The organism is Rhizobium mesosinicum, assembly GCF_019511345.1.
Lineage (GTDB): Bacteria > Pseudomonadota > Alphaproteobacteria > Rhizobiales > Rhizobiaceae > Rhizobium > Rhizobium mesosinicum.
The window spans coordinates 618,749-637,903 of record NZ_JAEUAK010000004.1 but is presented as its reverse complement, the minus strand read 5'-3'; the positions used below and the strand labels follow the sequence as shown (position 1 = coordinate 637,903).

The following is a 19,155-nucleotide window of genomic DNA, read 5'->3' as shown; positions in this document are numbered from 1 at the left end:
CGCGACTTGAGCCGCGCCGGATAAAAATCAGACGCCGAGCGACTTCAGTTTGCGGTGCAGTGCGGAGCGCTCCATGCCCACGAACTCGGCCGTGCGGGAGATGTTGCCACCGAAGCGGTTGATCTGGGCGATCAGGTAGTCCTTCTCGAACATTTCGCGGGCTTCGCGCAGCGGCAGCGTCATGATGTGATAATCGTTCTTGGCCGAGACCTTCGGCAGCATATCGCCGAGATCGGTCGGCAGCATGTCGGCCGTGATCGGCGCATCCGGGCCATCTGTGCGGGCAAGGATCATCAGCCGCTCGATATTGTTGCGCAGCTGGCGGATATTGCCCGGCCAGTCATGGGCCTGCAGCACTGCCATGGCGTCATCGCCGATGCGACGCGGCCGGATGCCCGCCTGTTCGGAAATCTGGCGCATGAGCTGATCGACCAGGAACGGAATATCCTCCCGACGCTCGGAAAGCTGCGGCACACGAACCGGCACGACAGCCAGGCGATGATAGAGATCCTCGCGGAACCAGCCCTCCGCGATGCGGCTTTCCAGATTGTAGGCGGTCGAGGAAATGATGCGCACATCGACCTTGACGCGTTTGGAGCCGCCGACGCGTTCGAACTGCTGGTCGACCAGCACGCGCAGAATCTTGTTCTGCGTCTCGCGCGGCATTTCGCCGACTTCATCGAGATAGAGGATGCCGCGATGGGCTTCTTCGAGCGCGCCGATCTTGCGCGCCTGCCCCGGTGCACCCTCGGTGCCGAACAGCGCCACTTCCATTCGGTCGGGCGTGATGTTGGCGGCATTCAGCGCGACAAAGGGGCCGTTGGCGCGCGTCGACTTCTTGTGGATCATGCGCGCCACAAGTTCCTTGCCGGAGCCGGATGCGCCGAAGATCATGATGCGGCTGTTGGTGGGCGCGACCTTTTCGATCGTCTGGCGCAGCTGCGAAACGGCGACCGAAGTGCCGATCAGCTCCAGCGCATCGCCGGCGCGGCGCTTCAGCTCGATGTTTTCACGCTTCAGCTTGGAATTTTCCAGCGCCCGTTCGGCGATCAGGATCAGGCGATCTGCCTTGAACGGCTTTTCGATGAAATCGAAGGCGCCGCGCTTGATGGCGGAAACGGCTGTCTCGATGTTGCCGTGGCCGGAAATCATAACGACCGGGAGCTCGGGATGGCGCGTCCTGATCTCGTCCAGCAGCGTGAGGCCGTCGAGCTTGCTGCCCTGCATCCAGATATCGAGAAAGACAAGGCGCGGCACACGGTCGGAAATTGCCGCCAGCGCGCTGTCGCTGTCATGCGCCATACGCGTCTCGTGACCCTCATCGGACAGGATACCGGCAACGATCTCGCGAATGTCATGTTCATCGTCGACGACGAGAATATCAGAGGCCATAAACGCTTTCCTTGTCACTGGCTGCCGAGGCTGTGGCCACGTCGCGGCGTGGCAGATGCACGCGGATCATGGCTCCTCTTCCCTGGTCAAAATCTGCGGGTGCATCATGCAGTTCGAGCTGCCCGCCGTGTTCCTCGATGATCTTCTTGACGATGGCGAGGCCAAGGCCGGTCCCCTTCTCACGCATCGTCATATAGGGTTCCAGAATGCTGTGGCGGTTCTCGACAGGCAGGCCGCGGCCGTTATCGATAATATCGACGGTGAAGCGGTCGCGCGCTTCGTCCAGAGAGGCGCGGACGAGGATCTTGCGCGTTTCACGTTCCTCGCTCGGCACGGCTTCGATTGCTTCCACGGCATTCTTGATGAGATTGCCGAAGGCTTGACCCAGCATGCGGCCGTCGAAGGCGCCTTCCAGCCGTTCCTCGCCAAGCTCCTGCAGGAAGGAGATATGATTGTTGCCCATCTCGCGCAGGAAGATCGCATCGTGAAGGATGGCACGCAGGTCGCTCGGTTCCTTCGTCGGCTTCGGCATGCGGGCAAAGGCCGAGAATTCGTCGACCATGCGGCCGATATCGCCAACCTGGCGGATGATCGTGTCTGTACACTGGTCGAAGACGGCGCGGTCGTTTTCATCAATCTGCTTGCCGTAGCGGCGGCGGATACGTTCGGCCGAGAGCTGGATCGGCGTCAGCGGATTTTTGATCTCGTGGGCGATGCGGCGCGCAACATCACCCCAGGCGGTAGAGCGCTGGGCAATCACGAGATCCGTAATGTCATCGAGCGTAATGACGTAGGATTCGCTGAGATCTCGCACTTCTTCGCGGGTCACCTGGACGCTGAGCGTGCGCACCGTACCGCCGCGCACCAGCGCGATCTGCTTGCGGAAATCGCCACGGTAACGTGCGGCGGCCTCCGTCAGCACCTGATCCACTTCGGGCGCGACTTCCGACAATTGCTTACCGAGCAATTCATCGGCCCGCAACGCCATTAGCGTTTCGGCAGAACTGTTGACGATGGTAATGCGCCGGTCCTGTTCGACGCCGATGACGGCAGCCGTCACACCCGAGAGCACGGCCTCGATGAAGCGGCGGCGATCATCCACCTCGTCCTTCGCCTCCAGTATCTCGTCACGCTGTGTGCGGATTTCCGAGATCATCTTGTTGAAGGTGCGCGACAGGCTGGCAACGTCGCCATCGACCGCATGAACTGGTACGACGATATCCATGTTGCCGGATGCGACGCTATCGGCAGCGGTAATCAGCAGGCGGATCGGCCGCACGATACGATCGGCCACGGCAATCGCAGTCCAGATCGCTGCCAGCAGCACGATCAGAGCAAAGCCGATATAGAGAACCGCAAAGGCGATCTGCAGCGAGACGCGGCCGGCTTCCATCGAACGGTATTCGGTGGCGTTCTCCTCCATCATGCGCATAGCATTCATGACCTTGGGATCGACGGCGCGCACCGTATAGAGGAAGGTTCCGGGGATAGACTCGAGCCTGATAATGGCGCCGACAAGGTTGGTCACACCGGGCGGGATCAGCGTCGGCTGGCCGGCAGCAGCCTTTTCCAGCGCATCCTGGGGGATGGCTGGCAATGGCTTTTCGGTAGCGATGTCGGCCTGGACGACGACTGAGCCGTCACGCTCGACAAGGAAGGCGCCGAGAAGACCGCGGCCCCTTGCCTGGCGGGTCATCAATTCCCCGAAGCCGGTCTTGTCCAGGCTGTAAAGCGCGCGATTGCGCTCAAGGTCGTTTGCCATGGACACCGTCTGGCCCTGCAGATAGCTGGCGTTCTCCAGCATATAGGCCTGGCCGATGTTGCGGGAGGAGCTGACGATCGCTTGGGTTCTGAGGGCAAACCAGCGGTCAAGGCCGGCATTCAGCGTGATACTGGCAAAGATAGCGACCAGGATCGCCGGCGTGATCGCGACGATGGAGAACAGAACGACGATACGGATATGCAGGCGGGCAGCCGCGCGTCCGCGCGTGCGGGCCTTGAAAAGCCGCGCAAATTCGCGACCGATCAGCGCGATCAGGCCAAGGACGAAAAAGGAATTTATGACGACCGAGCCGATAACGACGTGCGAGGTCGGGGCAATCGGCGTTACACCGAGCAGCACGAAGAGTGTGACGGTTGCGCACACCAACGCGCCGCCAGCAAGCACCAGACCGGGTACGGCAAACAGGGCACGACGATCGGTCACCGTTGTCACCGACTCGTTCGCCGTTCCCGGCGATACCCGTTCTTCGTCCATTCAGCCTCTCTTCGAACAGCAGTGCCGTCGCGCCCACGAGAAACCCGACCAACGCCGGTTTGCGAAAACCGGCGTTCAAACGGCTTGATCGTGGTGAATGTCTAACCCTATGCGTGACCTTTAAGCAACGCATTGTGGCGAAAATGCAACGCACTTCGCCACAATGTCAAGATCGAAGGTCAAGCCGTACGCGAGCTTCTGTAGACGGAAACGCCGAGTTCCCGGATTTTTTTACGCAGGGTATTGCGGTTCAGACCCAGCAAATCGGCAGCCTTGATCTGGTTGCCACGGGTGGCTGTCAATGCCGCAAGTATTAACGGATATTCCATTTCCGTCAGTACGCGGTCATAGAGGCCGGGCGGCGGCAGGTTTTCGCCGAAAGTGGCGAAATAGCTGCGCATGTTCTCTTCGACCGCTTGGGCAATCGTCATCGTACCGCTACGGATCGGCCCCTTTTCGATCGGGCTGTCGGGAACATCGGAACGAAGCTCGGCATCGATGATTTCGCGGGTGATCACATCCTGTGGATAAAGCGCCATCAGGCGGCGGATGAGGTTTTCCAGCTCGCGAACGTTGCCCGGCCAGGCATAGGCCTTCATCAGTTCCAGCGCTTCCTGATCGAAACGCTTGGAGCCGAGGCCTTCCTTTTCGGCTTGCTGGACGAAATGACGGACGAGATCGGGAATATCCTCCGCACGGTCCCGCAGCGGCGGCAGGCGCAGCGGCACGACATTGAGGCGGTAGTAGAGGTCTTCCCGGAAGAGGCCCTGATTGATCGCCTGCTTCAGATCCTTGTTGGTCGCCGCCACAATCCGCACGTCGGTGCGGATCGGCGTGCGGCCGCCGACAGTCGTATATTCGCCCTGCTGCAGCACGCGCAGAAGACGAGTCTGAGCATCCATCGGCATGTCGCCGATTTCATCGAGAAAAAGTGTGCCGCCTTCGGCCTGTTCGAAACGGCCGGTGGAGCGGGTCTGGGCGCCGGTGAAGGCGCCCTTTTCGTGGCCGAAGAGCTCGGACTCGATCAGATCGCGCGGGATGGCCGCCATGTTGATGGCGACGAAGGGGCCGTTGCGGCGCTTGCCGTAATCGTGCAGCGCCCGCGCCACGAGTTCCTTGCCGGTGCCGGACTCGCCGGTGATCATCAGCGTCAGGTCCGTCAGCATGAGACGAGCGAGAACGCGGTAGATTTCCTGCATCGCCGCCGAGCGGCCGACGAGCGGCATGCCGTCCTGCGTGTCGTCATCAAGCTTGGCCGGTTTTCTCTTCGGTTCGGCGAGCGCCCGACTGATGATACCGATCAGCTCCGTGAGGTCGAAGGGCTTGGGCAGGTAATCATAGGCGCCCTTTTCCGACGCCTTGATCGCCGTCATGAAGGTGTTCTGCGCGCTCATGACGAGAACGGGCAGGTCCGGCCGCGCCTTCTTGATGCGGGGCAGAAGGTCGAAGGCGTTCTCATCCGGCATGACGACGTCGGTCACCACGAGATCGCCCTCGCCGGCCGAAACCCAGCGCCATAGCGTCGCGGCATTGGAAGTGATGCGCACATCATAACCGGCGCGGCTCAAGGCCTGATTGAGCACCGTGCGGATGGCCGCATCGTCATCTGCAACGAGGATCGTGGCTGTCATCTATTGGGTCCTGTCGAGCTTGCAATACCGGCGTCATCAAGCGAGGCATCCTTGGAGGCCGGCATGAGGACGCGAAAAATCGTGCGGTTGTTCTGGCTGTCACATTCGATGATGCCGCCGTGATCGCCGATGATCTTGGCAACGAGGGCGAGGCCGAGACCGCTGCCATTGGTCTTGGTGGTGATGAAGGGGTCGAAAAGATGCGGCAGCAGGTCCGTCGGCACGCCGGGACCGTTGTCGATGACGCAGAATTCCAACGGCAGCGAGATTTTCTCACGCGTGCCGGCGACCGAAAGACGGATGCCGGGACGATAGGCCGTCGTCAGGATGATCTCACCATCGGGCCGGTCGCCAACGGCTTCGGCAGCGTTCTTCACCAGATTGAGGAAAACCTGCACGAGCTGGTCACGATTGGCGTAGACGGCCGGCAGAGACGGGTCGTAATTTTCAGTGACGCGGATATTGCGGGCGAAGCCTGCCTTGGCAACGGCCTTCACGTGATCGAGCACGGAATGGATATTGACCGGCACACGGTCGACTGGGCGCTCGTCGGAAAAGACTTCCATCCGATCGACCAGCGAGACGATGCGATCCGTCTCGTCGCAGATCAGCCGCGTCAGGGCGCGGTCGTCATCGATGACGGACTGTTCGAGAAGCTGGGCGGCGCCGCGGATACCGGAAAGCGGGTTCTTGATCTCATGCGCGAGCATGGAAGCGAGGCCTGTGACCGAGCGGGCGGCTGCGCGATGCGTCAGCTGCCGGTCGATCTTGTCTGCCATCGACCGTTCCTGGAAGACGACGACGACCGAGCCCGGCTCGGCGATGACAGGCGCGACATAGAGATCGACGAGCTTGTCCTGGCCGAGGCGCGGTGAGCTAAGATCGACGCGGTACTCGTTGACGGGTGCCTTGCGTTCGCGCACCTGATCGATCAGCGCGAGAAGCGGGCTGCCGAAGGGGATGAAGGTCGAGATGCGGTAGCGGGAGAGATGTGCAGCGCTGGCGCCGAAGAAGGCTTCGGCTTCCCAGTTCGCAAAGGCGATGAAACCGCCCTCATCCACCATGACGACGGGATTCTGGATGGCGTTCAGCACCGCCATTGCCATCGTGTTGACTGCGTTCTCGGAAGAAGCTGTGCCGTCCGTGCTCATGCAGCCTCCCGCCGCTCTACCGCACCTGCCGCTATCGCATCACTGAAGCGAGCAATCACATCAACAGGATCGCGCGATGTCATGATCGCAGCCTTTTGCTCGCCCGGAAGATCCGGCGCGAAACGCTCCAGATACCAGCCGAGATGTTTGCGGGCGTGCCTGACGGCAACGGCCTCGCCATAGAATTCCAGCATCATGCGATAGTGCTCGACGGCAATGGCAGCGATCTCCTCGCGCTCGGGTTCCCGGGCTCCGGCCAGGACACCTGCATGCCACGGCCTGCCCTGGCTGCCGCGGCCGATCATGACAGCATCGGCGCCTGAGCGGCGCAAGATCTCCTGCGCATCCTCGGCCGTTTCAACATCGCCATTGGCGATCAGCGGCACGGAAATGACATCGCGTACGAGGCGAATGGCATCCCAATCCGCCCTGCCGGTATAAAACTGCATGCGGGTGCGGCCATGGATGGTGATGAGTTTGACACCCGCCTCTTCGGCGCGCTTGGCGATATGTGGCGCGTTGATGGAATTTTCGTCCCAACCGAGACGCATCTTCAGCGTCACGGGGATATCGACAGCCTTGACGGTAGCCTCGACAAGCTCGAGCGCATGGTCCGGGTCGCGCATTAGTGCCGAACCGGAATAGCCGCCGATGACCTTTTTGGCCGGGCAGCCCATATTGATGTCGATGATATCGGCGCCATGATCGGCCGCGATCTTGGCGGCTTCGGCCATCCAATATGCCTCGCGACCGGCGAGCTGCACCATGTGAGGACGGAAACCGGCGGCCCGCAGGCGCGACCAGGATTCGGCGGTATCGTTCACCAGTTCCCGGCTTGCCACCATTTCCGTCACGACGAGGCCTGCGCCATAACGCCAGGCAAGCTCTCGGAACGGCATGTCCGTCACACCCGACATCGGCGCAAGCACAACGCGGTTCCGCACGGACACAGGTCCGATTCGAAAAGGCGTTGCGAGATCCTTGGAAATCAAATGACTATCTTTCAGGCACACCATGTAGCTGCATTATTTTTAGCCATAGTTCTGCGGCTTGCCAAGAGGGTCGAGCCCGAATTGATATTTTTTGGGCAAATGCTGGAAAAGGTCCGAGCAAGACGATAGAGCAACTGACATCTATTCCGCATATTTCTGGGATTTATGCTGCAAATGCATACTAAGCAACCGATATCGGCTGGAATTGTCGTCGTTGCGGCGGGCCGCGGTGAACGCGCCGGATCGCACGAGGAAGGCCCAAAGCAGTACCGGATGATCGGCGGCAAGCCGGTTATCGTCCATACGCTTGAAAATTTCATGACATGGGAAGCGGCAACGCACATCGTCGTCGTCATCCACCCCGATGACGAAGCGCTCTTCGCAAGAGCGTCCCGGCATATCATCTCCGCCACACCGATCGACACGGTTCATGGCGGCGCGACCCGACAGCAATCGGTGCTGGCCGGTCTTCGGCACCTCAGGGATAAGGGCGTCAGCCATGTGCTGATCCATGACGCGGTGCGGCCCTTTTTCGATCACCAGCTTCTCGACCGGATCGCGGATAGGCTTTCGGGCGGCGCGACGGCAGTGCTGCCTGCCGTGCCGGTCGCCGATACACTGAAGCGAGCCGGCAGCGACGGCACTGTGCTCAAGACCATTTCGCGCGACCAGCTCTATGCGGCGCAGACACCGCAATCCTTCGATTTTGCCGCCATTCTTGAAGCGCATGAAAAAGCGGCGGCGAGTGGCAGGACGGATTTCACAGACGATGCCTCGATTGCCGAGTGGCTCAGTATTCCTGTAACTATCGTCGAGGGTGCACCGGCCAACGTCAAGCTGACAGTCAGAAGCGATATAGCCATGGCCGACGACAAGCTCTCAAACGCTCGTATCCCGGATGTGCGCACCGGCAACGGTTATGACGTGCATCAGCTTGAGCCCGGCGACGGCGTCACACTCTGCGGTGTCTTCATTCCGCATGATCAAAAGCTCAAGGGCCATTCGGATGCCGATGTGGCGCTGCATGCGCTGACGGATGCGCTGCTTGCCACCTGCGGCGCCGGAGATATCGGGGATCATTTCCCGCCATCCGATCCGCAATGGAAGGGTGCCCCTTCTCGCATCTTTATCGAACATGCCGCAAAGATCGTGCGCCATCATGGCGGTACCATCACCAATGCGGACATCTCGTTAATTGCGGAGGCGCCAAGGGTCGGGCCGCATCGCGAAGCCATGCGCGCCAATCTTTCGGAATTCCTCGGCATCGACGTGGAGCGCTGCTCGGTGAAAGCCACCACCAACGAGAAGATCGGTTTCGTGGGCCGCCGCGAGGGGATCGCTGCGATCGCAACGGCAACCGTCGTCTATGGAGGCAAGAAGCGATGAGCCTGTTTCCCGCTGATATCACTTCGATGGCGGAAAACATCATCCACAATTTCACGGCTGCGGGTCTGATGGTGTCGACGGCAGAGTCCTGCACCGGCGGACTGATTGCCGGCGTGCTCACGGAGATTTCAGGATCGTCCGCAGTCGTTGACCGTGGCTTCGTGACCTATACCAACACCGCCAAGATACAGATGCTCGGCGTGCAGGAAGAAACGCTCATCCGTTTCGGTGCGGTTTCGGAGGAGACGGTCCGGCAGATGGTGCATGGCGCCCTCTTCCGCTCGCGCGCCCATCTGGCGGTCGCTGTGACGGGTATTGCGGGTCCCGGCGGCGGATCGCCGGAAAAGCCGGTCGGGCTGGTGCATCTTGCGGCGAAATCGCGTTCGGGTAAGCTTGTCCATCGTAAGATGCTCTACGGAGACATTGGCCGCACGGATGTCCGGCTGGCAACGATCCGCACGGCACTTCAAATGCTTATCGAAATTGTGTGATCTTGAGTGACGGAACAAAAGGCGGAAATTTCAGTTTCTGCCGCGTCCAGGCAAGAGCCGGTTTTGAGGAACCAGTCAAATGAGATATTTCGCATGCATCGGTGTCGTCTTGAGCCTCGCCTGCGTTTCGGCGGCCGAAGCACCGTCCAACTATCAGGTCTATGGCGGCGTACGGGTGGATTCCGATCCGGTTCTGCTGCACAAATATGACCATGCGCTCGGTCGCTGTGAGCCGGAAGCCATGGGCAAGCGCGGATCACCTGACACGCACGGCTTGATCTACAACGCGGCGCTCAGGGGCTGCCTCTATCGCTACGGATTCACCGATCGCGGCGCCTACGCCTATCCGGCGAATCGTCCTTTCGATCATTTTATCGATCGCTGACTGTCAGCCGTAGATCGCTGCTGCCCGTTTTTCGAAGGCTTCCGTGAACATGCGGAAAGCCCGGTCGAACATCGATCCCATGAGGGCGCCGAGAATGCGGCTCTTGAACTCATAGTCGATGAAGAAATCGACCGTGCAGCCGCCGCCTTCTGCCTCGACGAACCGCCAGCGGTTGTCGAGATAGCGGAACGGACCGTCGATATATTTGACGTCGATGATGCGCTCGCCCCTGTTCAACAAGACCTGGGTCGTGAAGGTTTCGCGGATCGCCTTGTAACCGACAGTCATGTCGGCGATCAGCAGTTCTTTGCCGGCACGCTCCTTGCGGTTCTTCACAACGAGGGCTTCGCAGAGCGGCAGAAACTGCGGATAACGTTCGACATCAGACACCAGGTCGAACATCTGATCGGGCGTGTGCGGGACAGAGCGGTGCGTTTCGAATTGCGGCATGAAGCGCAGTTAAGCCGGCACACCGAGAAGATCAAGAAGCGCGCGCATCTGGCGGCGGGATTTCACCTGCAAAACCGGTACGTGCGGCCCATGAGCAGCGATCCCTGCGGTCACGCGCGGCGAGAACTTCTCCTCGAAGGTCCAGATGAATTTCAGAAACTGCCAGTCGACCTTGTCGTTACATCCCGGCGCCATTTCAGGACGCGTGCGGCCGATGTGCTTCAGCCAGCGGGTCATGACACCCCAGACGCAAAGCAGGCGCGGCATCCGTACCCAGATGACGATCTCGGTACGCGGCAGGCGGATGTCGAAAGTGGAGGGATTGGTACCATCCATGATCCAGCGTTCGCCGGCAATCCTTTCGACAATCCGCCGGCGCTGTTCCTCCTTGCTGCGCTCCACCCAGCCCGGCAGCCAGAGAATATCGCGATCGATGGAGAGGTAGGTCAGGCTGAAATGGCTCGCCAGCTTCTGTGCAAGCGTCGACTTGCCGCCGCCCGAGCAGCCGATGACCATGATGCGCTCCACACGTGCAATGATATCGGCTGCCTCGGCAACAGAGACCGCACGAATGGGTTCAGGCGACATCGTCACTTGATGCATGGCTGGCTCGCTTTCAAAAGGATCGCCTTCGCGAACAGACTTAACGGCGAAGAGCGGCGTGCTGGCTAGCTGCTTCGCATGACCTGCTGATGACAGCACAAAGAAAAACCGCGGCGAAATCGCCGCGGTCCCATCAAAAACAAGGGTAAGCTCTTACTCTGCAGCCATCAGCAGCTTCTTCTCGCGCGCAGCTTTCAGGCGGGCGAAGTCATCGCCGGCATGGTGCGAGGAGCGGGTCAGCGGGCTGGAAGCCACCATGAGGAAGCCTTTGGTGTAGGCAACCGTCTCGTACGACTTGAACTCCTCTGGCGTGACGAAGCTTTCGACCTTGTGGTGCTTGCGGGTCGGCTGCAGATATTGGCCGATCGTCAGGAAATCGACATCGGCGGTGCGCAGGTCATCCATGAGCTGGAGAACCTCGTTCCGCTCCTCACCGAGGCCCACCATAATGCCGGACTTGGTGAACATGGTGGGATCGAGCTCCTTCACACGCTGCAGCAGGCGGATGGAATGGAAATAGCGCGCGCCGGGGCGAACTGTCAGGTAGTTGCCGGCGACGGTCTCCATATTGTGGTTGAAGACATCGGGCTTGGCGGCGACGACACGCTCCAAAGCGCCGGGCTTCTTGAGGAAATCGGGCGTCAGGATTTCGATCGTTGTCGTCGGCGAAGCGGCGCGGATCGCCCAGATGACCTTCTCGAAATGTTCGGCGCCGCCATCCTCCAGATCGTCACGGTCGACGGAGGTGATGACGACGTGGCTAAGGCCCATCTGCTTGACGGCCTTGGCGACATTTTCCGGCTCGGCCATGTCGAGCGCGTTCGGCTTGCCGGTCGCGACATTGCAGAAGGCACAGGCACGCGTACAGATTTCGCCCATGATCATGAAGGTGGCGTGTTTCTTGTCCCAGCACTCGCCGATATTCGGGCAGCCCGCCTCTTCGCAGACGGTGACGAGCTTGTGCTCCTTCACGATCGAACGGGTTTCGGCGTATCCTTTCGAGGTCGGCGCCTTCACACGGATCCAGTCCGGCTTGCGCAGGACTTCCGTATCCGGGCGATGCGCCTTTTCCGGATGCCGCACGCGCTTTGCGTCTGGATTGATCGTGTCGAGAATGGTGACCATGTCAGTTCAACTTTCCGCCGCCCCATGCGGCTCGGATTGTCATATTGCGCATCGTTCGTTTATTCAAATCTTTCGATCTAAAGAGATGCGCTGTGTCTTCACACTTATCTTCGAACCAGCCGCGCGAAGAATATCAGCAGGCAGGCGCCGACGAAGCCGGTCACGAAATAGCCGAACCTTCCACCGGCGACCTCGATGTGGAACTGCGCCAGGATGGCGGTGGCCACGACCGAGCCGACAATGCCGAGCACAATGTTCAGCAAGACGCCGTAACGCGCTTCCATCAGCTTGCCTGCAAGCCAGCCTGCAAGTCCGCCGATGATGATTGCCGAAATCCAGCCGACGCCTTCCATCCTATCCCTTACCCTACGCTATCGCCCTTGCAATCAGGACCACGACAATGGCGCCGACTGTTGCGTGGATGATCTGAACCACCAATGCATTTTCAATGCCCAGCGATATACCCAGCGCATTGAACAGAAACCCGCCCACGAACGCACCGATGATGCCGCTGAGCAGGCACCGTATCAACCCACCACCTCCGACGATCAGGCTTGCGAGAAAGCCTGCGACAAGGCCGATCAGCAGAAAGATGAGAAGCGACTGCGTGCCCATAGACATGATGATTTCCTTTCGTTTTTTCCACCCTGACGGGGGATGGATTTTCCATCCTGTGGATGGCTTTTTGCCACCACGGGATAAAGAGCGGCCAAGGAAATTATCAAGCGTTCAGAACGCGACCGTAAGCGTCGAGCACGCTTTCCTTCATCGTTTCCGAAATGGTCGGATGCGGGAAGATCGTGTGCATCAGTTCTTCTTCGGTCGTCTCCAGGTTCATGGCGACGACGAAGCCTTGAATGAGTTCGGTGACTTCGGCACCGACCATGTGAGCGCCAAGCAGCTCACCGGTCTTCTTGTCGAAGATCGTCTTGACCAGACCCTGATCTTCACCGAGCGCGACAGCCTTGCCGTTGGCACTAAAGGGGAAGCGGCCGACGCGGATATCACGGCCTAGTTCCTTGGCCTTGGCCTCGGTCAGGCCGACGGAGGCGACCTGCGGATTGCAATAGGTGCAGCCGGGGATCTTCTGCCTGTCCGTCGGATGAACGTTGGGCAGGCCCGCAATCTTTTCGACGCAGACGACGCCTTCATGCTCAGCCTTATGGGCCAGCAGTGGCGGGCCGGCAACGTCACCGATCGCGTAGATGCCGGGCACGTTGGTCTTGCCGTAGCCATCGATGACGATGAAACCACGATCGGTCTTCACGCCAACGGCCTCAAGGCCGATGCCTTCGATATTGGCCTGCACGCCGACGGCCGAGATCATGCGGTCAGCGGTTATGGTCTCGGTCGTGCCATCCTTCTTCTCGATGGTGGCGGTGATCGAGTTTGCGCCTTTCTCCACCTTGGCGACCTTAGCCTCCAGGTGGATCTTCATGCCCTGGCGTTCGAACTGCTTCTTGGCGAGCGCGGAGATTTCCGCATCCTCGATCGGCATGACCTGGCTCATGATTTCGACGACGGTGACGTCGACGCCCATGGTGCGATAGAAGCTTGCGAATTCGATGCCGATGGCGCCCGAGCCCATGACGAGCAGGGACTTCGGTAGTTCGTCAGCCTTCATCGCTTCGAAATAGGTCCAAATCAGCTTGCCGTCCGGCTCGATGCCCGGCAGGGCGCGCGGACGGGCGCCGGTCGCAACGATGATGTGCTTGGCGGTGTAGGTGCCCTCGCCCAGCGCATTCTTCGGCACCGGACCCATCGGCTCCATCGGCTTCTTCGTCGTCTTTGAAACGACGATCTCCCCGGGTTTGGTGATCTTGGCTTCGCCCCAGATGACATCGACCTTGTTCTTCTTGAACAGGAAGCCGACGCCGTTGTTCATGCGATGTGCGATGCCGCGCGAACGGGTGACGATCGCCTTGATGTCGGGCTTGATCGTGCCTTCCAGCACGAGGCCGTAGTCCTTGCCATGCTGGGCGGTATGAAGAACGTCTGCGGAGCGCAGCAGCGCCTTGGTCGGGATGCAGCCCCAGTTTGAGCAGATACCAGCCAAATGTTCGCGCTCGACGCAGGCGACCTTGAGGCCGAGCTGTGCGGCGCGGATGGCGGCGATATAGCCGCCCGGACCGGAACCGATGACGATGACGTCGTAGGATTGAGCCATTGCTTTCCTGCCTTTGTTACGCTCCCGCGCGGGTCATCAAAACCCATGCGTGCTTCTTGCTGTTGTCGAAGAGCGGCACAGCATCCATGCGCGCCGCTTCCGAAAATCCGTTTCTTCCGTAAAGCGACAGCGCCGCTTCGTTACTATCCGACGTGATCAGGCTGACCGGCAATCCATCTGCCTTTTCCATCTGGTCTTCGAGCAGCCTCTTGCCGATACCGATATCGCGCATATGGCGATAGACCGCGAGACTGCCAATGAACCAGTGTCCAATCACCGATCTCTGCATCGCCAGCATCGGCTCTATGGCCGGATGCCGCGCTTCGAGATCGCGTATGCCTTCATCCACTTCATAGCCGATCGCCATTCCAGCGATCTCGTCATAGGCCTCGCCGATGACGGCATTCTTCCAGCCGCCGAGCGCCTCGTCGCTCATCTTCAGCCGGCCTCGCTCCAGCGGCGTGTCGCTCATGCCGCTTGCGACATCGGCAAACCACAGCCATGAAGCAAAGCCGTGTGACGCGATATCCGCCAGGATCGCCAGTTCCGAAGCATCCCTGCGGGAGGCTTGCCGGAGGGCAAGGAAGGCGGCCACCGTCAAAGGCCCAGCATCATCCGCACGATCGGCTCAAGACCACGCCCGAGCGCACGCGTATTCTCCGCATCGAGGTGAATGCCGTCGAGCGGCGTGGTCCTTGCGACGGAATTGCCGTCGAAGAAGCCACAGCCGAGTTCATCGGCAAGGTCACGGTAAAGCGTCGGAAGCTTTGCCGATTCCTCGATTCCGCCGGGGAAAGATGCTGCGAAGGGCACATTGCCCGTCTCGCAGATCGCCGGCGGCGCCACGATCAGGATGTCCGGTCCATCGAATTCGAAGGGCCAGGCATGATTGCGGATCAGCCGCACCAGACGGCCGATACCCTGACATGCGGCAAAAGCCGAGCCTGCGACAACCGGCTTCATGTCGTTGGTGCCAAGCAGCAGAATGACGAGATCGAGCGGCGCATGCGTCTGCAGGATGGTCGGCAGAATGCGTGCGCCATTGCGATCGCAATCGGCAAGATGGTCGTCAAAGGCGGTGGTGCGGCCGTTCAGGCCTTCCGCGATGATACGAGCCTCGCTTCCGAGCGTTGCCTGAAGCACGCTCGGCCAGCGGTTCTCGTAGGCATGACGGCCGATCGTGTCGGCGTCATAACCCCAGGTCAGCGAGTCACCATAGCAAAGAACAGTCTTCGTCATGTCCGCCCTCCCGCGTCCTGCTTAGACCAGCATGCCCATCGGATTTTCGATGTAGCCCTTGAAGGCCTGCAGCAGCTCGGCACCGAGAGCACCGTCAACGCAACGATGATCGGTCGAAAGCGTCACGGTCATAACCGTCGCAATCGCCATTTCGCCGTTCTTGACGATGACGCGCTGCTCACCCGCGCCGACTGCGAGGATCGTCGCATGCGGCGGATTGATGACGGCTGCGAAATTCTTCACGCCCATCATGCCCATGTTGGAGACCGACGTCGTGCCGCCCTGATATTCCTCGGGCTTCAGCTTGCGGTCCTTCGCACGCTTTCCGAGATCACGCATCTCGTTTGAGATGGTCGAGAGCGTCTTCTCTTCGGCCTTGCGGACGATCGGAGTGATCAAGCCGCCGGGGATCGAGACAGCCACGCCGACATCGGCATGCTTGTGCTTGACCATAGCGTTTTCGGTCCAGGAGACGTTAGCATCCGGAACATCGCGCAGCGCCAGAGCCATGGCCTTGATGACCATGTCGTTGACCGAGAGCTTGTAGGCCGGAGCGCCGTCCTTGCGGGGAGCAGCATCGTTCAACTGGGCACGCAGGGCCATCAGGGCGTCGAGCTCGCAATCGACCGAAACGTAGAAATGCGGGACGGTCTGCTTGGATTCGACCAGGCGACGGGCAATCGTCTTGCGCATGCCGTCATGCGGCACGAGCTCGTAGGAGCCCTGCTCGAAGAGCTTGAGCACGGCTTCGTCCGAAGCGCCCTTCGGAGCCGCTGCAGCCGGAGCCGGTGCAGCAGCCTGCGGGGCAGCCACAGCGGCCGGAGCGGCCTTGGCGCCACCACCGGCAACGGCGGCTTCGATATCGCCCTTGACGACACGGCCATGTGGACCGGTGCCGGCAACGGCGGAAAGATCGATCCCGGCTTCCTTGGCGAGACGACGAGCAAGCGGCGACGAAAAGGTACGGGCACCGCCAGCGGACGAAACGGCAGCCGGCGCCGGAGCAGCGGCCGGAGCTGATGGTGCCGGAGCGGGTGCGGCGTCAGCCTTCGGCGCTTCTGCCGGAGCAGCCGCAGCCTTCGGAGCCGGAGCAGCGGAGCCCGCGCCGCTTGCGGCAGCGGCAACATCTTCGCCTTCGCCAGCCAGAACGGCGATCAGGGCATTGACCTTCACGCCTTCGGTGCCGGCCGGAACGACGATCTTGGCAACAGTGCCTTCGTCGACAGCTTCGACTTCCATCGTCGCCTTGTCGGTTTCAATCTCGGCGATCACATCGCCGGACTTGACCTTATCGCCTTCCTTGACCAGCCATTTGGCCAGATTGCCTTCTTCCATGGTCGGGGAGAGGGCGGGCATCGTGATATTGATCGGCATCGAAAAGCCCTCCCCTTATTTGTAGCAAACGGCTTTCACCGCATCGACCACTTCGCCGACATTCGGAAGCGCGAGCTTCTCGAGATTGGCAGCGTAAGGCATCGGAACGTCCTTGCCGGCAATCGTCAGGATCGGCGCATCGAGGTAATCGAAGGCCTGTTGCATGACGCGCGTGGCGATTTCGGTGCCGACGGAATTCTGCGGATAACCTTCTTCGACGGTAACCAGGCGGCCGGTCTTCTTGACCGATTCGATCACGGTTGGAAGATCCATCGGACGAAGCGTGCGCAGATCGATCAGTTCGACATCGATGCCGATCTTTTCGAGCTCGGCGACTGCCTTCGTCGCATAGGTCATGCCGATACCGAAGGAGACGACTGTGGCATCCTTGCCCGGACGGTGAATGCGAGCCTTGCCAATCGGCAGAACGAAATTATCAAGCTTCGGCACATCGAAATGCTGGCCGTAGAGAATTTCGTTTTCAAGGAAGACGACCGGATTCGGATCGCGGATGGCAGCCTTGAGCAGACCCTTGGCGTCGGATGCTGTATACGGCATGACGACCTTGAGGCCGGGGATCGCGCTGTACCAGGCAGCGTAATCCTGGCTGTGCTGAGCGCCGACGCGCGCCGCAGCGCCGTTCGGACCGCGGAAGACGATCGGAGCGCCCATCTGGCCGCCGGACATATAGAGCGTCTTGGCAGCGGAGTTGATGATCTGGTCGATCGCTTGCATGGCGAAGTTGAAGGTCATGAACTCGACGATCGGCTTCAGGCCCGCCATGGCCGCACCGACGCCGACGCCAGCAAAGCCGTGCTCGGTGATCGGCGTATCGATCACGCGGCGAGCGCCGAATTCCTGGAGAAGACCCTGGGTCACCTTGTAGGCCCCCTGGTATTCGGCAACTTCCTCGCCCATAACGAAGACGTTGTCGTCAGCGCGCATTTCTTCAGCCATGGCATCGCGAAGCGCTTCGCGCACCGTCATAGACACCATTTCGGTACCGGCGGGAATTTCCGGATCATTCGGCACGAAAGCCTTGGGTTCGGCCGGAACGGGAGCGGCAGCCGAACCTGTATTCGTCGGCTTCTCTTCCTGGGCGACCTGCGGAGCAGCGACCGGAGCCGGCTGGGCGGCAGCGGGAGCGGCGGAAATCGCGTCGGCAGATTCGCCATCCTGCAGCAGGACGGCAATCTTGGCGTTGACCTTGACGTTTTCGGTACCGGCCGGAACCAGCAGCTTGCCGATAACGCCCTCATCGACGGCTTCGACTTCCATCGTCGCCTTATCGGTTTCGATTTCGGCAATCACGTCACCTGATGTGACCTTGTCGCCTTCTTTCTTGAGCCATTTGGACAGCGTGCCTTCTTCCATTGTCGGAGAGAGGGCGGGCATGAGGATATCGATAGGCATGGGTTCCCTCCCCGATTAGAGCAGAATGTCGGTATAGAGCTCGGATGCATCCGGCTCCGGATCGGCTTGGGCGAAATCGGCGCTGTCGGCGACGATGTCGCGGACTTCCTTGTCGATCGCCTTCAGATCCTCTTCGGTCGCCCAGCCCTTTTCCATCACGCGCAGGCGCACCTGCTCGATCGGGTCCTGCTCGGAGCGCATCTTCTGCACTTCTTCCTTGGTGCGGTACTTTGCCGGGTCTGACATCGAGTGACCACGATAACGATAAGTCAGCATTTCCAGAATGATTGGCCCCTTACCGGAGCGGCAATGTTCGAGCGCCTCGTCGGCAGCCGCCTTGACGGCGCGCACATCCATGCCGTCGACCTGGACACCGGGAATGCCGAAACCGGAACCGCGCAGCGAATAATTCGACTGCGCCGTGGCGCGGGCCGTCGAGGTGCCCATGGCGTAGCGGTTGTTTTCGACGATGTAGATGATCGGCAGTTTCCAGAGTGCCGCCATGTTGAAGCTTTCGTAGACCTGGCCCTGGTTGGCCGCACCGTCACCGAAATAGGCGACAGCAACCGAGTCGTTGCCGCGATACTTGTTGGCGAAGGCGAGCCCGGTGCCGAGCGATACCTGCGCACCGACGATGCCGTGGCCGCCGTAGAAATGCTTCTCCTTGGAGAACATGTGCATGGAGCCGCCCTTGCCGCGCGAATAACCGCTGCGGCGGCCGGTCAGTTCGGCCATGACGCCGCGGGCTTCCATGCCAGTGGCCAGCATATGACCGTGGTCGCGATAGGCGGTGATGACCTGATCGCCTTCCTTCTGCGCCATCTGCATGCCGACGACGACAGCTTCCTGGCCGATATAAAGGTGACAGAAACCACCGATGAAACCCATGCCGTACAACTGGCCTGCCTTTTCCTCGAAACGGCGGATGAGCAGCATCTCGCGATAAGCCTTCAGCTCTTCCTCGCGATCGAAATCGGCGATGGGACCGCCATTCGATGCCTTGGCTGCAGATTTCGCACTGGTTTTGCGGCTGGAAACGGTCGCGGTTTTGCGCAACGCCATTCAACCCTCCCTATGGGTTTATCGGTTCTCAGGTGGC

Annotated in this window: 19 protein-coding genes; 3 read left to right on the top strand and 16 right to left on the bottom strand. The window is 60.4% G+C overall.

All coding sequences use genetic code 11. The annotated features are described in order from the left end of the window. Positions 1–27: 27 nt before the first annotated feature. From ntrX to dusB, 5 genes are all read right to left on the bottom strand, one after another. Positions 28–1,392 (bottom strand): nitrogen assimilation response regulator NtrX, encoded by a 1,365-nt coding sequence (gene ntrX, locus JNB85_RS14120; protein ID WP_183747387.1) that lies wholly within the window; start codon positions 1,390–1,392, stop codon positions 28–30. Then, positions 1,382–3,649 carry a sensor histidine kinase NtrY-like gene (locus JNB85_RS14115; protein WP_220334895.1) on the bottom strand — a complete coding sequence of 756 codons (2,268 nt, stop codon included), beginning with the start codon at positions 3,647–3,649 and terminating at the stop codon, positions 1,382–1,384. The genes ntrX and JNB85_RS14115 overlap by 11 nt, the downstream gene beginning before the upstream one ends. 179 nt (positions 3,650–3,828) lie before the next feature. Continuing rightward, positions 3,829–5,280 carry a nitrogen regulation protein NR(I) gene (gene ntrC / locus JNB85_RS14110; RefSeq protein WP_220334894.1) on the bottom strand — a complete coding sequence of 484 codons (1,452 nt, stop codon included), beginning with the start codon at positions 5,278–5,280 and terminating at the stop codon, positions 3,829–3,831. Next, on the bottom strand, positions 5,277–6,431 hold the full coding sequence (locus JNB85_RS14105) for a two-component system sensor histidine kinase NtrB (RefSeq protein WP_183821860.1): 1,155 nt from the start codon (positions 6,429–6,431) through the stop codon (positions 5,277–5,279). The genes ntrC and JNB85_RS14105 overlap by 4 nt, the downstream gene beginning before the upstream one ends. Next, positions 6,428–7,447: a tRNA dihydrouridine synthase DusB gene (dusB, locus tag JNB85_RS14100; RefSeq protein ID WP_220334893.1), complete on the bottom strand. Its 1,020-nt coding sequence runs from the start codon at positions 7,445–7,447 to the stop codon at positions 6,428–6,430. The genes JNB85_RS14105 and dusB overlap by 4 nt, the downstream gene beginning before the upstream one ends. A 141-nt stretch (positions 7,448–7,588) precedes the next feature. On the opposite strand from dusB, the gene JNB85_RS14095 reads away from it, so the two are divergent. The 3 genes from JNB85_RS14095 (at position 7,589) to JNB85_RS14085 (ending at position 9,685) form a co-directional block, all read left to right on the top strand. Beyond that, entirely contained in the window at positions 7,589–8,809 is a 1,221-nt protein-coding gene (locus JNB85_RS14095; RefSeq protein ID WP_220334892.1) for a bifunctional 2-C-methyl-D-erythritol 4-phosphate cytidylyltransferase/2-C-methyl-D-erythritol 2,4-cyclodiphosphate synthase, read from the top strand. After that, positions 8,806–9,300, top strand: a complete 495-nt coding sequence (locus tag JNB85_RS14090) for a CinA family protein (protein ID WP_220334891.1) — start codon at positions 8,806–8,808, stop codon at positions 9,298–9,300. Before JNB85_RS14095 ends, JNB85_RS14090 begins: the two co-directional genes overlap by 4 nt. 79 nt (positions 9,301–9,379) lie before the next feature. Beyond that, the gene (locus JNB85_RS14085; protein ID WP_220334890.1) at positions 9,380–9,685 is read left to right on the top strand and encodes a hypothetical protein; all 306 of its coding nucleotides are present in this window, start codon (positions 9,380–9,382) and stop codon (positions 9,683–9,685) included. A 3-nt stretch (positions 9,686–9,688) separates the two neighbouring features. Here JNB85_RS14085 and JNB85_RS14080 read toward each other — a convergent pair whose 3' ends face one another. The 11 genes from JNB85_RS14080 to pdhA all read right to left on the bottom strand — a co-directional run bounded on the left by JNB85_RS14080 (position 9,689) and on the right by pdhA (position 19,118). After that, positions 9,689–10,135, bottom strand: a complete 447-nt coding sequence (locus tag JNB85_RS14080; RefSeq protein WP_220334889.1) for a type II toxin-antitoxin system RatA family toxin — start codon at positions 10,133–10,135, stop codon at positions 9,689–9,691. A 9-nt stretch (positions 10,136–10,144) separates the two neighbouring features. Further along, a complete protein-coding gene (locus tag JNB85_RS14075) occupies positions 10,145–10,738 on the bottom strand; it encodes a P-loop NTPase family protein (RefSeq protein WP_220334888.1) in 594 nt (197 codons plus the stop codon). A 153-nt stretch (positions 10,739–10,891) separates the two neighbouring features. Then, the gene (lipA, locus tag JNB85_RS14070; protein ID WP_220334887.1) at positions 10,892–11,863 is read right to left on the bottom strand and encodes a lipoyl synthase; all 972 of its coding nucleotides are present in this window, start codon (positions 11,861–11,863) and stop codon (positions 10,892–10,894) included. Positions 11,864–11,967: 104 nt separating this feature from the next. Continuing rightward, complete coding sequence (locus tag JNB85_RS14065; RefSeq protein ID WP_220334886.1) at positions 11,968–12,216, bottom strand: GlsB/YeaQ/YmgE family stress response membrane protein; 249 nt, start codon at positions 12,214–12,216, stop codon at positions 11,968–11,970. 13 nt (positions 12,217–12,229) lie between these two features. Next, positions 12,230–12,484 (bottom strand): GlsB/YeaQ/YmgE family stress response membrane protein, encoded by a 255-nt coding sequence (locus JNB85_RS14060; RefSeq protein WP_220334885.1) that lies wholly within the window; start codon positions 12,482–12,484, stop codon positions 12,230–12,232. A gap of 100 nt (positions 12,485–12,584) precedes the next feature. After that, positions 12,585–14,030 (bottom strand): dihydrolipoyl dehydrogenase, encoded by a 1,446-nt coding sequence (gene lpdA / locus JNB85_RS14055; protein WP_220334884.1) that lies wholly within the window; start codon positions 14,028–14,030, stop codon positions 12,585–12,587. A gap of 16 nt (positions 14,031–14,046) precedes the next feature. Further along, a complete protein-coding gene (locus JNB85_RS14050; RefSeq protein ID WP_220334974.1) occupies positions 14,047–14,625 on the bottom strand; it encodes a GNAT family N-acetyltransferase in 579 nt (192 codons plus the stop codon). Between the two features lie 2 nt (positions 14,626–14,627). Next, positions 14,628–15,269 carry an SGNH/GDSL hydrolase family protein gene (locus tag JNB85_RS14045; protein ID WP_220334883.1) on the bottom strand — a complete coding sequence of 214 codons (642 nt, stop codon included), beginning with the start codon at positions 15,267–15,269 and terminating at the stop codon, positions 14,628–14,630. Between the two features lie 21 nt (positions 15,270–15,290). Beyond that, positions 15,291–16,643, bottom strand: coding sequence for a pyruvate dehydrogenase complex dihydrolipoamide acetyltransferase (locus tag JNB85_RS14040; protein WP_220334882.1), 1,353 nt, complete (start codon positions 16,641–16,643; stop codon positions 15,291–15,293). A 15-nt stretch (positions 16,644–16,658) separates the two neighbouring features. Further along, positions 16,659–18,056 (bottom strand): pyruvate dehydrogenase complex E1 component subunit beta, encoded by a 1,398-nt coding sequence (locus tag JNB85_RS14035; RefSeq protein ID WP_220334881.1) that lies wholly within the window; start codon positions 18,054–18,056, stop codon positions 16,659–16,661. Between the two features lie 15 nt (positions 18,057–18,071). Further along, positions 18,072–19,118: a pyruvate dehydrogenase (acetyl-transferring) E1 component subunit alpha gene (gene pdhA, locus JNB85_RS14030; protein ID WP_220334880.1), complete on the bottom strand. Its 1,047-nt coding sequence runs from the start codon at positions 19,116–19,118 to the stop codon at positions 18,072–18,074. Between the last annotated feature and the right edge of the window lie 37 nt (positions 19,119–19,155).

Excerpts from the sequence above, each read along its gene's own strand:
- ntrX (WP_183747387.1), bottom strand. The coding sequence starts at position 1,392 with ATGGCCTCTGATATTCTCGTCGTCGACGATGAACATGACATTCGCGAG.
- JNB85_RS14115 (WP_220334895.1), bottom strand. The coding sequence starts at position 3,649 with ATGGACGAAGAACGGGTATCGCCGGGAACGGCGAACGAGTCGGTGACA.
- ntrC (WP_220334894.1), bottom strand. The coding sequence starts at position 5,280 with ATGACAGCCACGATCCTCGTTGCAGATGACGATGCGGCCATCCGCACG.
- JNB85_RS14105 (WP_183821860.1), bottom strand. The coding sequence starts at position 6,431 with ATGAGCACGGACGGCACAGCTTCTTCCGAGAACGCAGTCAACACGATG.
- dusB (WP_220334893.1), bottom strand. The coding sequence starts at position 7,447 with ATGGTGTGCCTGAAAGATAGTCATTTGATTTCCAAGGATCTCGCAACG.
- JNB85_RS14095 (WP_220334892.1), top strand. The coding sequence starts at position 7,589 with ATGCTGCAAATGCATACTAAGCAACCGATATCGGCTGGAATTGTCGTC.
- JNB85_RS14090 (WP_220334891.1), top strand. The coding sequence starts at position 8,806 with ATGAGCCTGTTTCCCGCTGATATCACTTCGATGGCGGAAAACATCATC.
- JNB85_RS14085 (WP_220334890.1), top strand. The coding sequence starts at position 9,380 with ATGAGATATTTCGCATGCATCGGTGTCGTCTTGAGCCTCGCCTGCGTT.
- JNB85_RS14080 (WP_220334889.1), bottom strand. The coding sequence starts at position 10,135 with ATGCCGCAATTCGAAACGCACCGCTCTGTCCCGCACACGCCCGATCAG.
- JNB85_RS14075 (WP_220334888.1), bottom strand. The coding sequence starts at position 10,738 with ATGCATCAAGTGACGATGTCGCCTGAACCCATTCGTGCGGTCTCTGTT.
- lipA (WP_220334887.1), bottom strand. The coding sequence starts at position 11,863 with ATGGTCACCATTCTCGACACGATCAATCCAGACGCAAAGCGCGTGCGG.
- JNB85_RS14065 (WP_220334886.1), bottom strand. The coding sequence starts at position 12,216 with ATGGAAGGCGTCGGCTGGATTTCGGCAATCATCATCGGCGGACTTGCA.
- JNB85_RS14060 (WP_220334885.1), bottom strand. The coding sequence starts at position 12,484 with ATGTCTATGGGCACGCAGTCGCTTCTCATCTTTCTGCTGATCGGCCTT.
- lpdA (WP_220334884.1), bottom strand. The coding sequence starts at position 14,030 with ATGGCTCAATCCTACGACGTCATCGTCATCGGTTCCGGTCCGGGCGGC.
- JNB85_RS14045 (WP_220334883.1), bottom strand. The coding sequence starts at position 15,269 with ATGACGAAGACTGTTCTTTGCTATGGTGACTCGCTGACCTGGGGTTAT.
- JNB85_RS14040 (WP_220334882.1), bottom strand. The coding sequence starts at position 16,643 with ATGCCGATCAATATCACGATGCCCGCCCTCTCCCCGACCATGGAAGAA.
- JNB85_RS14035 (WP_220334881.1), bottom strand. The coding sequence starts at position 18,056 with ATGCCTATCGATATCCTCATGCCCGCCCTCTCTCCGACAATGGAAGAA.
- pdhA (WP_220334880.1), bottom strand. The coding sequence starts at position 19,118 with ATGGCGTTGCGCAAAACCGCGACCGTTTCCAGCCGCAAAACCAGTGCG.